Raw genomic sequence first — 15,187 nt, forward strand, 5'->3', positions numbered from 1 at the left:
TACGGTGCGCTGTCGGCCATCACTCAGCTGGAGAACCGCGTCATGGCGCGTATTGCAGGCGTCAACCTGCCAGCCCAGAAGCACGTCTGGGTCGGGTTGCAAAGCATTTACGGCATCGGCCGTACCCGTTCGAAGAAGGTCTGCGAAGTCGCAGGCGTTGCTTCGACCACCAAGATCCGCGATCTGTCGGAGCCGGAAATCGAGCGCCTGCGCGCCGAAGTCGGCAAGTACATCGTGGAAGGCGATCTGCGCCGTGAGATCGGTATCGCGATCAAGCGCCTGATGGACCTGGGCTGCTACCGCGGCCTGCGTCACCGTCGTGGCCTCCCGCTGCGTGGCCAGCGCACCCGTACCAACGCCCGCACCCGCAAGGGTCCGCGCAAGGCGATCAGGAAGTAAGGGACTGACAAATGGCTAAGCCCGCTGCTAAGACCAAGAAGAAGATCAAGCGCGTCATCACTGATGGCGTTGCCCACGTCCACGCTTCGTTCAACAACACCATCGTGACCATCACCGACCGCCAGGGCAACGCTCTGTCGTGGGCGACCTCCGGTGGCGCTGGCTTCCGCGGTTCGCGCAAGTCGACCCCGTTCGCAGCCCAGGTGGCTGCCGAAAAGGCCGGTCGTGCTGCGCTGGACTACGGCGTGAAGTCGCTGGAAGTCCGCATCAAGGGCCCGGGTCCGGGCCGTGAGTCGGCCGTGCGTTCGTTGAACAACGTCGGCTACAAGATCACCAACATCATCGACGTGACGCCTATCCCGCACAACGGGTGCCGTCCGCCGAAGAAGCGTCGCGTCTAAAGGGAGCGATAAGAAATGGCTCGTTATATCGGTCCTACCTGTAAGCTCGCCCGTCGCGAAGGCGCCGACCTGTCCCTGAAGAGCCCGGCGCGTGCGCTGGACTCCAAGTGCAAGCTGGAGCAGAAGCCCGGCCAGCACGGCGCCACTGCCCGTAAGGGCAAGCTGTCCGACTACGCCACCCAGCTGCGTGAAAAGCAGAAGGTCAAGCGTATCTACGGCCTGCTGGAGCGTCAGTTCCGCAACTACTACAAGAAGGCCTCGACCAAGAAGGGCAACACCGGCGAGAACCTGCTGCAGCTGCTGGAAACCCGCCTGGACAACGTCGTCTACCGCATGGGCTTCGCCGTGACCCGTCCGGCTGCCCGGCAGCTGGTGTCGCACCGCGGCGTCACCGTGAACGGCAAGTCGGTCAACCTGGCTTCGTACCAGGTCAAGGCTGGCGACGCCATCGCTCTGTCGGAAAAGGCTGCCAAGCAGCTGCGCGTCCAGGAAGCCCTGACCGTCGCCGCCCAGCATGACCTGAGCCCGTCGTGGGTCGAAGTGGATTCCGGTAAGTTCACCGGCATCTTCAAGGCTGTTCCGGATCGTTCGGACCTGCCTGCGGACATCAACGAAGCGCTGATCGTCGAGCTGTATTCGAAGTAATTCACATTGGAGAGCCCCCGGCGACGGCCGGGGGTTCACTAGGAGAACCCGCAACATGACGGTTACCGCCAACCAGGTTCTGCGTCCTCGCGGTCCGCAGATCGAACGCCTTACCGACACCCGTGCAAAGGTCGTTATCGAACCTTTGGAGCGGGGTTACGGGCATACGCTGGGCAACGCCCTGCGTCGCGTGCTGCTGTCGTCCATCCCGGGCTTCGCCATCACGGAAGTCGAAATCGACGGCGTGTTGCATGAGTACACCACGGTCGAAGGTCTGCAGGAGGACGTGCTCGAAGTCCTGCTGAACCTGAAGGACGTGGCCATCCGTATGCACTCCGGCGACAGCGCCACCCTGTCCCTGTCCAAGCAGGGCCCGGGCGTTGTCACCGCTGCCGATATCAAGGTCGACCACAATGTGGAGATCCTGAACGGCGAACATGTGATCTGCCACCTGACCAAGGATACGGCGATCAACATGCGTCTGAAGATCGAACGTGGTTTCGGCTACCAGCCGGCTGCCGCGCGTCGTCGTCCGGACGAAGAAACCCGTGCCATCGGCCGCCTGGTCCTGGATGCCTCGTTCTCGCCGGTCCGCCGTGTCGCCTACGCCGTGGAAGCGGCGCGTGTCGAACAGCGTACCGACCTGGACAAGCTGGTCATCGATATCGAGACCAACGGCACCATCGACGCCGAGGAAGCCGTGCGCACCGCCGCCGACATCCTCAGCGACCAGCTGTCGGTGTTCGGTGACTTCACCCACCGCGACCGCGGTGCGGCCAAGCCGGCCAACAACGGCGTGGATCCGGTGCTGCTGCGCCCGATCGACGACCTGGAACTGACCGTGCGTTCGGCCAACTGCCTGAAGGCGGAAAGCATCTACTACATCGGCGATCTGATCCAGAAGACCGAAGTGGAGCTGCTGAAGACCCCGAACCTGGGCAAGAAGTCGCTCACCGAAATCAAGGAAGTGCTGGCCCAGCGTGGCCTGTCGCTTGGCATGAAGCTGGAAAACTGGCCGCCGGCCGGTGTCGCCAGCCACGGCATGCTGGGCTGATACAGCCCCCTGCTGTACCTGAAGGCTCCACCGTTCGCGGTGGAGCCTTCAACCGGTTTACGAAACACGCCACGACGAACCGAAGGTTCGCGGGCAGGTCGTCCAGGACGGATGACCAGGACCATCCGCAGTCCGTGCAGCAACGCCAGGAAGGCGACATCGATCCACAACGCCTCATCATTAATCAAGGAATTCCACCATGCGTCACCAGAAGTCTGGCCGTAAGTTCAGCCGCACCAGCGCCCACCGCGAAGCAATGTTCAAGAACATGGCTGCCTCGCTGTTCAAGCACGAGCTGATCAAGACCACCCTGCCGAAGGCCAAGGAACTGCGCCGCGTTGCCGAGCCGCTGATCACCCTGGCCAAGGTCGACTCCGTCGCCAACCGCCGTCTGGCCTTCGCCCGTCTGCGCGACAACGAAGCCGTGGGCAACCTGTTCACCATCCTGGGCCCGCGCTACGCGAACCGTCCGGGCGGCTACCTGCGTCTGCTGAAGTGCGGCTTCCGCGCTGGCGACAACGCACCGATGGCCTACGTCGAGCTGGTTGACCGTCCGGCCGTGGCCGAGGCAGTGGCCGAGTAATCGGACCGCTCCAACGCGACACAGCGAAAGCCCGGCGACTGCCGGGCTTTTGCGTTTCCGGGGTCGGATCCCGTGCCGCAGGCACGGGCTCTGACCCCATGATCGCCGCGCAACGGGTGAGAGCCCTTTGCCTGCGCAAAGGGATCTGACCCACACCGTTCCGACAAGCGTGGCCTGCAGCGGTTCGAACGGCGCGCGCTCTCGGTTACGCTTGACGCCTGATCACTTGAGCGTTGACGATGAATCCACTGCGCTGGCCCTTCCGCGCCCAGTTTTTCCTGGGCTTCCTGATCTGCGCAGGCCTGCTGGGCTTTGCCATCTTCCTGCAGCTGAAGATGGGGCTGGAGCCCTGTCCGCTGTGCATCTTCCAGCGCCTGGCCTTCGCCGCCCTGGGGCTGCTGTTCCTGATTGGCGCCCTGCATGGGCCGTCGAACCGCCCGGGCCGGGCGACCTACGGGATTCTCGCCTTCATCGCCGCAGCGGTCGGGTTCGGCATTGCCGCGCGCCATGTGTACGTGCAGCTGCTGCCGCCGGAGATGGGCGCGACCTGTGGCCCGCCGCTGAGCTTCCTGAGCGAGACCATGGGGCCGCTGGAAGTGTTCCGCACGGTGCTGACCGGCACCGGCAACTGCGGCAACATCGACTGGAGCTTCCTGGGCCTGACCATGCCGATGTGGTCGGGCGTGTGGTTCGCGCTGCTGGCGGTGTGGGCGCTGGTGGTGTCGCTGCGCAAGGTAGTGCGTTGAGAGACAAGCGGGGTCAGATCCCTTTGCGCAGCAAAGGGATCTGACCCCGCACCGTGAATGGGGTCGGGAATGGGGTCAGAGCCCTTTGCTGCGCAAAGGGATCCGACCCCTGTCCGGCTCCTGTCTGCTCAGAAGTCCTGCTGCAGGCTGAGGTAGGCGCCGCGGCGCGGGCCCCACTGCGGGGCAAACACGCCCACGCCACCGCCGTCACGCAGCTGGTAGCTGCGATCCAGCGCATTGATCACCGCCAGCTGCACGTGCAGCGGGTGGCCGCTGTCGGCGTTGAAATCGTGCCCGGCGCTCAGGTTCACCTGCAGGTACGACGGCAGTTCGCCGCCATTGGGCACGGTGTCGGTGTCAGAGCGCAGGCCACTGCCGAATACATAGTTCGCACCCACCCGGTTGTGCCCGGCAAAGGCGTAGCTCAAGCCGCCGGACGAGGTCAGCCGCTGGTCGTGGTCCAGGTGGATCCAGTGCTGGGCCGCATAGGCCAGCGCGTCTGGATCCAGGTTGTACTGGCCGGTGATGACGTCGGTGCCGATCGCCTTGCTCAGTGCCGCGTTGAAGTAGGCGCTGAAGGGCCCGTTGCTGTAGTCGGCGCTGAATTCCAGGCCACGGATATGGCCACGGCGGTAGTTGAAGGTGGAATAGATGTAGGCGGCGCCGAACTGGCCTTCGTCCTGCAGACGGTCCACCCGGCGGTCGTACGCATCCAGGCCCAGGGTGAGGTGATCGCCGACCTGCTGCGAAACGCCGATGTCGTAGTAATCGCTGCGCTCGGCCAGCGGCGTGGTGGTGCCGCCGGCAGGCTGTGCGTTGGTGGTGCCGTCGTACAGGGCGATGTCGGTGCTGCCGATCAGTTCGCTGGCCGGCGGGGTGAAGTAGCGCGAATAACCCGCGTGGACGGTCGTGCTGCCGCTGGCATTCCAGACCACGCCCAGGCGCGGGCTCAACTGGCCTTCGGTATGGCCGAAGGCGGTGTAGCGGTCGCCGCGCAGGCCGTAGTTCACGGTCCAGTCGTCACCGATGCGCCATTCGTCCTGCACGTACAGGGCGGCGGTGCGTGCGGTGAATGCATTGGCATCGGCAATCTGCAGCGGCGTGGTGCTGGCCTGCTGGTCTTGCGCATCCACCGGGAACACCCAACTGGCGTTGCTGGCGCGCGCATCTTCGTGGTTGCCGTACAGGCCATAGCGCAGGGTGTGGTTCATCCCCAGCGGGGTGGAGAAATCGGCCTGTACGGTGCTGGCGCGGTTGCTGCGCTGTACCTGCGAGGCGACGCCGCTGAATACCAGGTCGCCGGCGATGTCGGGGTTGAAGCCCACATCGCTGTAGCGCTGGCCGGCCGAGAGCTGGTAGGCGGTGTCGCCCAGGTTGCCCTGCAGCACCAGCATGCCGAAGCGGGTGGTTTCGCGCTGGGTTTCGTCCAGCTGGCTGGAGTCGAAGGTGGTGGTGTCCAGATAGCCGAACTGCGGTTCCTGGCCGGGGTTGACCGGAATCTGGAAGCGGTTGTTGGCGAAGCCGGCGAACAGGCTCAGGCGCGTGTTGTCGTTGACCAGGTAGGTCAGGTCGGCGAAGGCCTTGCCCTGGTGGGTGTCGTCATGCTGCGGCTGGCGCGTATTGGTCGGGCTTTCCAGGCCAACCTCGTTCTGGTCGTAGTTGCCGGTCAGGAACCAGCTCCAGCGCCCCTGGCTGCCCCACCACGAGGCGTTGGGGTTCACCTTGCCGTACGAGCCGGTGGTGATGCCGGCGCTGCCGCCATTGCCCAGCTCGGCGCCGCTGCGGGTGGTGATGTCGACCACGGCGGCGGTGCGCTCGCCGAACTGGGCCGGCAAGGCGCCGTCCATCAAGCGGATGCTCTTGATGGTGCGCGCATCCAGGGTCTGGCCGAAGCCGGAGATGGATTCGGGCAGCAGTACGCCGTTGATCCGGTACTGCAGGTTGGCGTGGTCGCCGCGCACGTGCACGCCACCGTAGGAGTCCTGGACCACGCCCGGGGCCTGCAGCAGCACCTGGCTGAGCGGCGCTGCGGCGCCCAGCGGCTGTTTCTGGATGTCCTCGGCGGTGATCTGGTACTGGCTGCTGCCGATGTCCGGCGACAGCGCGTTGCGCGCCTGGTCGAGCTGGGCGCTGACGGTGACCACGTCGAGGTCTCTCACGGCCGGGGACGCGCTGTCGGCGGCCAGGGCGACGGTGGGCAGGCTGGCCAGGGCCAGGACGAGGGTGACAGCCGTTGCGAGCGGGGAGGGCTTCATGGTCGGGATGGGGTCGATGGGAGGGGGAGGCCGGTCCATGACGGGAAGTGTTACTTCCTAACAACTGAGTGCGGATCATGCGCCTGCCCGGGGCGCTGTGGGCATGCCGGTTGTGGCGGATCGGCATGCGCTTTGTGCGCCGTTCAGCTGTCCGGCCCGGGCCAGGTGCTTTGCGTCAGCCGCGCCCTCTGCGACCATGAACGTCCCCCTCCTGTTCCTCCGGATGTCCGCAATGAGCCTGTCCGCCGTTCCGCCTGCCGCTGACCCTGCCACCGCCGCCGTGGGCGCTGCCTGGTCGCCGGAAAGCTGGCGCGGCAAGACCGCGCTGCAGATGCCGACCTACCCGGACCCGGTGGCCCTGGATGCCGCCCTGCACGAACTCAAGCGCCTGCCGCCGCTGGTGACGTCCTGGGAGATCCTGGCGTTGAAGCAGCAGCTGGCCGACGCGCAGGAAGGCAAGCGCTTCCTGCTGCAGGGTGGCGATTGCGCCGAGAACTTCAGCGACTGCGAATCAGGCACGATTTCCAACCGGCTGAAGGTGCTGCTGCAGATGAGCCTGGTGCTGGTGCACGGCCTGCGCCAGCCGGTGATCCGCGTGGGTCGCTTCGCCGGCCAGTACGCCAAGCCGCGCTCGGCCGACACCGAGACCCGCGACGGCGTGACCCTGCCCAGCTACCGCGGCGATGTGATCAACGCGCCGGCCTTCACCGAAGCGGCGCGGCTGCCGGACCCGAAGCGGATGCTGCAGGCCCACGCGCATTCGGCGATGACGATGAACTTCGTGCGTGCGCTGATCGATGGTGGCTTCGCCGATCTGCACCACCCCGAGTACTGGAACCTGGACTGGGTGCGGCATTCGCCGTTGGCTGCCGAGTACCAGAAGATGGTGGCCTCGATCGGCGACGCCGTGCACTTCATGGAAACCCTGGCCGGGGCCCGCGTGCACAACCTCAACCGCATTGATTTCTACACCTCGCACGAAGCGCTGCTGCTGCCCTACGAGCAGGCGCTGACCCGGCAGGTGCCGCGCCAGCAGGGCTGGTTGAACCTGAGCACGCACTACCCGTGGATCGGCATGCGCACGGCGGCGCTGGACGGCGCGCACGTGGAATACCTGCGCGGGGTGCGCAATCCGATCGCGATCAAGGTGGGCCCGTCGGTACAGCCGGACCAGTTGCTGCGCTTGATCGATGTGTTGAACCCCGAGGACGAACCGGGCCGCCTGAGCTTCATCCACCGCATGGGCGCGGCGCAGATTGCGGAAAAGCTGCCGCCGCTGCTGGATGCGGTGAAGCGCGATGGCCGTCGCGTGCTGTGGGTGTGCGATGCCATGCATGGCAACACCGAAAGCACGGCCAATGGCTTCAAGACGCGCCGCTTCGACAATGTGCGCAGTGAAGTGGAGCTGTCCTTCGATCTGCATGCGGCGGCGGGCACGCGGCTGGGCGGTGTGCACCTGGAGCTGACCGGTGAGGATGTGACCGAATGCACCGGCGGTGCGCGTGAACTGACCGAGCGCGATCTGGAGCGCGCCTACCGTTCGACGGTGGACCCGCGCCTGAACTACGAACAGTCGCTGGAAATTGCGATGGCGATCGTGCGCAAGCAGGAACAGGCACGGTAAGGGTTTTTTGGGGCAGGGCTGGCAGCCCTGCACCTGCTTTGGGGCAACAGCAACAGCAGGAGCGGATTCTCTGCGAGTGGGCGGGGCGGCACGGGGTCGGATCCCGTTGCGCAGCAACGGGCTCTGACTCCGGATTCATTTCGATTCCGATTGAGATTCATCCACGCATGGCGTGGATCTACCAGATCGCGGGAAATTGTCGAAGGCGGGGTGGGTCCGGTTGCGGGGGTATCCGCGCCATGGATGGCGCGGCTAAGCCCCCATGGACGGGTTTACGGCGTCCCCCGCAACCGGACCCACCCCGCCATCCCGCGGAATGCACGCTTTTGACGTTGCTGTTGACGTTGACGTTGATTCAGCAGGTGCAGGGCCGCAGGCCCTGCATCAAACCCCACCCGCTGACGTGATGCTCATGCCGCCTGCGCGACCCTGTGGGTTCATGCAATGCGCGAGGGGCTGCGGTGGGCTGGCAACATGTGCAGGACTATCTGTGGCCGATCGGTGCGGCACTGCTGCTCGGCGGCCTGGCCGCGTGGGGCGTGCTGGCCCTGTATCGCCGCCTGCGCGGGCGCGACCGGCGGCGCGCGCGCATCGGTCGGGTGATCGGGCCGCCGTTGGCGATGGCGTTGCCGCTGTTGCTGCTGGTGCCCGCGCTGCAGGCCACGCCATTGCCCGAGCGCATGCTGGACCAGGTCCTGCGTGGCGTGCATATCGGCCTGACCGCCTGCTTCATCTGGCTGCTGGTGCGGGGCGTGGCGGCCGGCGAGCGCGCGATCCTGCGCAGCCATCCCATCGATGTGTCCGACAACCTGGAAGCGCGCCGCATCCAGACCCAGACGCGCGTACTCAGTCGCGTGTTGATGGGCGGCATCATCGTGCTCGGCGCGTCGCTGGTGCTGCTCACTTTCCCGATGGTGCAGAAGATCGGCACCGCGCTGCTGGCGTCGGCGGGCTTGATCGGTCTGGTTGCGGGCATCGCGGCCAAGCCGGTGTTCGGCAACCTGATTGCCGGCCTGCAGATCGCCCTGACCCAGCCGATCCGACTGGACGACGTGGTGATCGTGGAAGGTGAGTGGGGCCGCATCGAAGAGATCGGCAGCAGCTACGTGGTGGTGCGCATCTGGGACGAACGGCGCATGGTGGTGCCGTTGACCTGGTTCATCGAGCACCCGTTCCAGAACTGGACGCGGCGCAGCGCCGATCTGCTCGGCACGGCCTTCCTGTGGCTGGACTATCGCGCGCCCATCGCGGCGATCCGTACCGAGCTGGAGCGGATCTGCCGCGGCGAGGCGCTGTGGGATGGCCGTGTCTGCGTGACTCAGGTGACCGAGACCAGCGAACGGGCGATCCAGGTGCGTCTGCTGGTCAGTGCGCGCAATTCCGGCGACGCGTTCGATCTGCGCTGCCTGGTGCGCGAGCGCATGCTGGATTTCCTGGCTCGCGAACATCCGCAGGCGCTGCCGCAGGTGCGCGCACGGCTGCACCAGGATGATGAGATGGACATGCCGCGTGGGCCACGCGCGCGTACCGCCGATGTGCGTTCGCCCGGTGCCGAGGATGGCGAGGCCGCCATCGTGCCGGTGGAATCGCTGCCGGACCGGTAGCGCCGGGCCATGCCCAACGCGCGCAGCGGCATGGCGCGATCAGGGATCGCCGGTGTCGATCAGGGCATCGGTATCGAAGTGCGGCGGCCTGCGCGCGCGGGTGCGCTGTTCGTAGGCATAGCCCATTTCGATCAGCTTCGGTTCGCTCCACGCGGTGCCCATGAACAGCAGGCCCGCCGGCAGGCCATCGATCTGCCCCATCGGCACGGTCAGGCTGGGGTAGCCGGCCACGGCGGCCACGCTGTAGCTCTCGCCCGGGAAGTCGTCGCCACGGCTGCGCAGCGGCCAGGCGGTGCCGGTGGTGGGCGCGACCAGGGCGTCCAACTGTTGTGCCGCCAATGCGGCATCGATGCCTTCCGGGCCCGCCAGGCGCCGGGCATCGCTGCGTGCGCGGATGTAGGCGGGGTCGGACAGGCCCGGGGTCGCGTTGGCTTCCTCCAGCAGCGATTGGCCGAAGCGGCCCAGTTCCTGCCCGCGGTTGGCCTGGTTGAAGGCGATCAGTTCGGACAGGCTGCGCAGCGGTGCGTGGTAGGTGGCGAAGTAGCGCTCCAGCCCGGCCTTGAACTCGTACAGCAGCACCAGGCGCTCGGCGTCGGCCCAGGCGCCGGCGTTGGGCAGTTGCACCGGCACCACCACGGCGCCGGCGCGGCGCAGTTCCGCCGCCGCGTGCTGCATCAGCGGGGCCATGCCGGGGTACTGCGACAGCGGCGTCTGCAGCAGCCCGATGCGCTTGCCGCGCAGGCCGTCCGGGTCCAGCCGGGCGGTGTAATCGTAGACCGCCCGGCCAGGCATGGTAGCGGTGGCCGGATCGGCCGCATCGCGACCGGCAATGGCGGTCAGTACGGCGGCCGCATCGGCCACGCTGCGGGTCATCGGCCCGGCCGTGTCCTGGCTGAAGCTGATCGGGATGATGCCCTCGCGGCTGACCAGGCCGACGGTGGGCTTCAGCCCGACCACGCCATTGATCGCGGCCGGGCAGACGATGCTGCCGTCGGTTTCGGTGCCGATGGCAACGCTGCCCAGGTTGGCGGCCACGGCCACCGCACTGCCGCTGCTGGAACCGCAGGGGGAATGGCTGAGCCGGTAGGGGTTGCGGGTCTGGCCGCCGCGTGCGCTCCAGCCGGACACCGAGTTGGCATCGCGGAAGTTCGCCCACTCGCTCAGGTTGGTCTTGCCCAGCACCACGGCGCCGGCTTCGCGCAGGCGCCGCACCAGGTAGGCATCGCCCGGGCGGAAGCCCTGCAGGGCCAGTGAGCCGGCGCTGGTGGCCATGGGCGCGGCGTTGATGTTGTCCTTCAGCAGCACCGGGATGCCGTGCAGGGGGCCGCGCAGGCGCCCGCTGCGGCGTTCGCGGTCGCGCTCGCCGGCTTCCTTCAAGGCATCGGGGTTGAGCTCGATGACCGCGCGCAGGCGCGGCCCGGCGCGGTCCAGCGCGGCGATGCGCTGCAGGTAGGCGCCGGTAAGGGTGACGCTGTCCAGTTCGCCCGACACCATGCGCGCCTGCAGGTCGGCCACATCGGTTTCGGCGTAGGGGAAGGGGGCGCTGCTGGCCGCAGGTTCGGCGGCATGGGCGCTGGGCGCGGGCGCGCTGCAGCCTGCACTGGACAGGGCCGCCAGGACGAGGATCAGACAGCTGGGCAGGGTCGGCAGGGACAGGCGCATGGCTGGGCGTGCGAGGCTCCGGCGGCCAGTCTAGCCGCTGCTCAGCGCTTGCGCTTGCGCAAGTCGCGCGCCAGCACGTAGACGACCACCAGGTTGATGGCCAGTACGCTGCCCGAGGCCCAGCCCGGGTGGCGGATGATCGCGTAGATATCGAAGGGCAGGTAGATGGAGGCGGTCAGGCAGCCCAGCCACGAGGCCCAGGCCTTGGCCTTCCACAGGCCCCAGGCTTCGACCAGGTGCAGCAGGCCGTAGCCGATCATCGCCGCCGCGGCCAGATGCACCGCGTCGGGACTGATCATGTTCAACAGCGAGGGCAGGGTGCCGTGATCCGGGTCCAGACTGAAACGCCGGATCAGGGCATTGACCCCGTCGCGAAGCGGCTGCGGACCGAGCATTTCCAGCCCGGTCGCGGCCAACAACGCCAGCATCGCCTTGCTCGCTTCGAGCAGGGCGATGACATGGAGACCCGGATGCCGATGCGGATCCGGGTTGTAGCCGTTCTGGCTCACGGTCTGCTGGCTCAGCCGCCGCGCGAAGCCTTCTTGCGGTCGCTTTCGGTCAGGAACTTCTTGCGCAGACGGATCTCCTTCGGGGTGATCTCGACCAGCTCGTCGTCTTCGATGAAGTCCAGGGCCTGTTCCAGCGAGTACTTGATCGCCGGGGTCAGCTGGATCGCATCGTCCTTGCCCGAAGCGCGCATGTTGGTCAGCGGCTTGGTCTTGATGGCGTTGACGGTCAGGTCGTTGTCCTTGGAGTGGATACCGACCAGCTGACCTTCATACACGTTGTCGCCTTCAGCAGCGAAGAGCTTGCCGCGTTCCTGCAGCGGGCCCAGCGAGTAGGCGGGGGTGACGCCCGGCGCATTGGCGATCATCACGCCGTTGATGCGCTTGGCGATGGCGCCCTGTTCCTTCGGACCGTAGTGGTCGAACACGTGGAACAGCAGGCCCGAACCCTGGGTGAGGGTCTTGAATTCGTTCTGGAAGCCGATCAGGCCACGGGCCGGGATCGAGTATTCCAGGCGCACGCGGCCCTTGCCGTCCGGCTCCATGTTCTTCAGCTGGCCCTTGCGGGTGCCCAGCTTTTCCATCACGCCGCCCTGGTGCACTTCTTCGATGTCCACCACCAGCTGCTCGATCGGCTCCATCATCTGGCCGTCGATTTCCTTGATGATCACTTCCGGGCGCGACACGGCCAGCTCGTAGCCTTCGCGACGCATGTTCTCGATCAGCACCGACAGGTGCAGTTCGCCACGGCCGGAGACCAGGAACTTGTCGGCGTCTTCCAGCTGTTCGACCTTCAGGGCCACGTTGTGGACCTTTTCACGGTCCAGGCGGTCCTTGATCTGGCGGCTGGTCAGGAACTTGCCACCGGACAGATCCTTGTTGCCGGCGAACGGCGAGTTGTTCACCTGGAAGGTCATCGAGATGGTCGGCTCGTCGACGGTCAGGGCCGGCAGCGCTTCCGGGGTGTCCGGGTGGCACAGGGTGTCGGAGATGGTCAGCTCCGGAATACCGGAGATGGCGACGATGTCACCGGCTTCGGCAGTGTCCTGCTCGATGCGCTCCAGGCCCAGGAAGCCCAGCACCTGCGCGACCTTGCCGTTGCGCTTCTTGCCCTCACGGTCGATGACCGCGACCTGCATGTTCTTCTTCAGGGTGCCGCGCTGGATGCGGCCGATGCCGATGACGCCCACGAAGTTGTTGTAGTCCAGCTGGCTGATGCGCATCTGGAAGGCGCCTTCCGGATCGACTTCCGGCTTCGGCGCGTGCTGCATGATCGCTTCGTACAGCGGGGTCATGTCGCCGTCGCGCACGGTGTCTTCCAGGCCGGCATAGCCGTTCAGGGCCGAGGCGTAGACGATCGGGAAGTCCAGCTGCTCGTTGGTGGCACCCAGCTTGTCGAACAGGTCGAAGACCTGGTCGATCACCCACTCCGGACGCGAGCCCGGGCGGTCAACCTTGTTGACCACCACGATCGGCTTGAAGCCCATCGCGAAGGCCTTCTGGGTAACGAAGCGGGTCTGCGGCATCGGGCCGTCCATCGCGTCGACCAGGATCAGCACGGTGTCGACCATCGACAGCACGCGCTCGACCTCGCCGCCGAAGTCGGCGTGCCCCGGGGTGTCGACGATGTTGATCCGGTTCTTGATACCGGTCTTCTTGTCTTCCCAGGTGATGGCCGTGTTCTTGGCCAGGATGGTGATGCCGCGTTCCTTTTCCTGGTCGTTGCTGTCCATCACGCGCTCGGCGAGGACGGTGCGCTCGGACAGGGTGCCGGACTGCTTCAGCAGCTGGTCGACCAGGGTGGTCTTGCCATGGTCGACGTGGGCGACGATGGCGATGTTGCGAAGATTTTCGATGGACATGCGAAAGGGGGCCAGTCGGCGCCGGATTTGGAAAAAGAAGTCCAACATTATACGTCTAACTTGACGCTTGGCGAAAACCCATGTTGCAGGACCGCCCCAGCCCCATTCAGCTGGGGCCTGAACGGGGGGCCGCGGCTGCGCCGATGGTCGAAGCCGCCAGCGCCACGGGGCGGGTGTAAACTAGGTGGCTAGACGCGTTCCCCTTTGCATCAAGGATCTTCATGTCCCTCATCGCCACTTTCGACACCACCCAGGGCCCGATCAAGGTCGAGCTGTTCGCCGACAAGGCGCCGCTGACCGTGGCCAACTTCGTGAACCTGGTCAAGCAGGGCTTCTATGACGGCCTGATCTTCCACCGCGTGATCGCCGACTTCATGATCCAGGGCGGCTGCCCGCAGGGTCGTGGCACCGGCGGCCCGGGCTACAAGTTCGAAGACGAAACCAACAACGGCGTGAAGCACGAGGTCGGCTCGCTGTCGATGGCCAATGCCGGCCCGAACACCAACGGCAGCCAGTTCTTCATCACCCACATCAAGACCGATTGGCTGGACGGCCGCCACACCGTGTTCGGCAAGGTGCTGGAAGGCCAGGCCATCGTGGATTCGGTCAAGCAGGGCGACGTGATCCATTCGATCACCCTGGAAGGCGATGTCGACGCCGCGCTGGCCGCCAAGGCTGATCGCGTGGCCGAGTGGAACAAGATCCTCGCCGCCTGATTCCCCTTTGAAACGGCCACCCACGGGTGGCCGTTTCCACGTTCCCCGCCGCCTGCCAGGCCTGCGTGGCCACGCCCGCGGCGTCCTATCCAACGCTTGCAAGCAAGAGGAAACCCCCATGAAAGCACCCGTTCGTGTTGCCGTGACCGGCGCTGCCGGCCAGATCGGCTACGCCCTGCTGTTCCGCATCGCCTCCGGCGAAATGCTGGGCAAGGACCAGCCGGTCATCCTGCAGCTGCTGGAACTGCCGGTGGACAAGGCCCAGGCCGCCCTGAAGGGCGTGATGATGGAACTGGAAGACTGCGCCTTCCCGCTGCTGGCCGGCATGGTCGGCACCGACGACGCCGAAGTGGCGTTCAAGGACGCGGACATCGCCCTGCTGGTCGGCGCGCGTCCGCGCGGCCCGGGCATGGAGCGCAAGGACCTGCTGCTGGAAAACGCCAAGATCTTCACCGCCCAGGGCGCGGCGCTGAACAAGGTCGCCAGCCGTGACGTGAAGGTGCTGGTGGTCGGCAACCCGGCCAACACCAACGCCTACATCGCCATGAAGTCGGCCCCGGACCTGAAGCCGGAAAACTTCACCGCCATGCTGCGCCTGGACCACAACCGCGCGCTGAGCCAGCTGTCGAACAAGCTGGGCAAGCCGGTTGGCGGCATGGAAAAGCTGGTGGTGTGGGGCAACCACAGCCCGACCATGTACCCGGACTACCGTTTCGCCACCGCCGATGGCGCGTCCATCGCCGATGCGATCAACGACCAGGAATGGAACGCCAACACCTTCATCCCGACCGTGGGCAAGCGCGGCGCGGCCATCATCGAAGCCCGTGGCTCGTCCTCGGCTGCTTCGGCTGCCAACGCCGCCATCGACCACGTGCGTGACTGGGTGCTGGGCAGCAACGGCAAGTGGGTGACCATGGGCGTGCCGTCCGACGGTTCCTACGGTATTCCGGAAGGCGTGATCTTCGGCTTCGCGGTGACCACCGAAAACGGCAAGTACACCCTGGTGAAGGATCTGCCGATCGACGACTTCAGCCAGAAGTACATCGACAAGACCCTGGCCGAGCTGGAAGAAGAGCGCTCCGGCGTGGCCCACCTGCTGGGCTGATACGGGCCTAGCCCGGTACGCAGAA

14 protein-coding genes are annotated in these 15,187 nt (G+C 66.2%); 10 read left to right on the top strand and 4 right to left on the bottom strand.

All coding sequences use genetic code 11. The features are described 5' to 3' along the window. The first annotated feature begins 42 nt into the window (after nt 1-42). From rpsM to C1933_RS04170, 6 genes are all read left to right on the top strand, one after another. Complete coding sequence (gene rpsM / locus C1933_RS04145) at nt 43-399, top strand: 30S ribosomal protein S13 (protein WP_004145437.1); 357 nt, start codon at nt 43-45, stop codon at nt 397-399. Between the two features lie 11 nt (nt 400-410). Continuing rightward, on the top strand, nt 411-800 hold the full coding sequence (rpsK, locus tag C1933_RS04150; protein WP_042614211.1) for a 30S ribosomal protein S11: 390 nt from the start codon (nt 411-413) through the stop codon (nt 798-800). 15 nt (nt 801-815) lie between these two features. Next, nucleotides 816-1,445 carry a 30S ribosomal protein S4 gene (gene rpsD, locus C1933_RS04155; protein ID WP_004145446.1) on the top strand — a complete coding sequence of 210 codons (630 nt, stop codon included), beginning with the start codon at nt 816-818 and terminating at the stop codon, nt 1,443-1,445. A gap of 55 nt (nt 1,446-1,500) precedes the next feature. Further along, complete coding sequence (gene rpoA / locus C1933_RS04160; protein WP_010483975.1) at nt 1,501-2,499, top strand: DNA-directed RNA polymerase subunit alpha; 999 nt, start codon at nt 1,501-1,503, stop codon at nt 2,497-2,499. Between the two features lie 199 nt (nt 2,500-2,698). Further along, nucleotides 2,699-3,082 carry a 50S ribosomal protein L17 gene (gene rplQ / locus C1933_RS04165; RefSeq protein WP_108748664.1) on the top strand — a complete coding sequence of 128 codons (384 nt, stop codon included), beginning with the start codon at nt 2,699-2,701 and terminating at the stop codon, nt 3,080-3,082. A 239-nt stretch (nt 3,083-3,321) separates the two neighbouring features. Then, on the top strand, nt 3,322-3,828 hold the full coding sequence (locus C1933_RS04170) for a disulfide bond formation protein B (RefSeq protein WP_108752277.1): 507 nt from the start codon (nt 3,322-3,324) through the stop codon (nt 3,826-3,828). 128 nt (nt 3,829-3,956) lie between these two features. Here C1933_RS04170 and C1933_RS04175 read toward each other — a convergent pair whose 3' ends face one another. Then, nucleotides 3,957-6,083: a TonB-dependent receptor gene (locus tag C1933_RS04175; RefSeq protein ID WP_108752278.1), complete on the bottom strand. Its 2,127-nt coding sequence runs from the start codon at nt 6,081-6,083 to the stop codon at nt 3,957-3,959. Nucleotides 6,084-6,315: 232 nt separating this feature from the next. On the opposite strand from C1933_RS04175, the gene C1933_RS04180 reads away from it, so the two are divergent. Together C1933_RS04180 and C1933_RS04185 are read left to right on the top strand one after the other, a co-directional pair. Beyond that, nucleotides 6,316-7,707, top strand: coding sequence for a 3-deoxy-7-phosphoheptulonate synthase class II (locus tag C1933_RS04180; RefSeq protein WP_108748666.1), 1,392 nt, complete (start codon nt 6,316-6,318; stop codon nt 7,705-7,707). Nucleotides 7,708-8,168: 461 nt separating this feature from the next. Continuing rightward, nucleotides 8,169-9,311: a mechanosensitive ion channel family protein gene (locus tag C1933_RS04185; protein ID WP_108752279.1), complete on the top strand. Its 1,143-nt coding sequence runs from the start codon at nt 8,169-8,171 to the stop codon at nt 9,309-9,311. A 39-nt stretch (nt 9,312-9,350) separates the two neighbouring features. On the opposite strand, the gene C1933_RS04190 is transcribed toward C1933_RS04185, so the two are convergent. Genes C1933_RS04190 through typA form a run of 3 tightly spaced genes read right to left on the bottom strand, consistent with a single transcriptional unit; the run spans nt 9,351 to nt 13,341 of the window. Next, nucleotides 9,351-10,973, bottom strand: a complete 1,623-nt coding sequence (locus tag C1933_RS04190; protein ID WP_108752280.1) for an amidase — start codon at nt 10,971-10,973, stop codon at nt 9,351-9,353. Nucleotides 10,974-11,014: 41 nt separating this feature from the next. After that, entirely contained in the window at nt 11,015-11,482 is a 468-nt protein-coding gene (locus C1933_RS04195) for a DUF2127 domain-containing protein (RefSeq protein WP_108752281.1), read from the bottom strand. An 11-nt stretch (nt 11,483-11,493) separates the two neighbouring features. Further along, complete coding sequence (gene typA / locus C1933_RS04200; protein ID WP_108748670.1) at nt 11,494-13,341, bottom strand: translational GTPase TypA; 1,848 nt, start codon at nt 13,339-13,341, stop codon at nt 11,494-11,496. A 221-nt stretch (nt 13,342-13,562) separates the two neighbouring features. Between typA and C1933_RS04205 the strand changes: the two genes are divergently transcribed. Continuing rightward, nucleotides 13,563-14,057, top strand: a complete 495-nt coding sequence (locus C1933_RS04205) for a peptidylprolyl isomerase (protein ID WP_108748671.1) — start codon at nt 13,563-13,565, stop codon at nt 14,055-14,057. 118 nt (nt 14,058-14,175) lie between these two features. Next, entirely contained in the window at nt 14,176-15,162 is a 987-nt protein-coding gene (locus C1933_RS04210; RefSeq protein ID WP_108748672.1) for a malate dehydrogenase, read from the top strand. Nucleotides 15,163-15,187 lie beyond the last annotated feature (25 nt).

Source organism: Stenotrophomonas sp. ZAC14D2_NAIMI4_6 (genome assembly GCF_003086875.1).
Lineage (GTDB): Bacteria > Pseudomonadota > Gammaproteobacteria > Xanthomonadales > Xanthomonadaceae > Stenotrophomonas.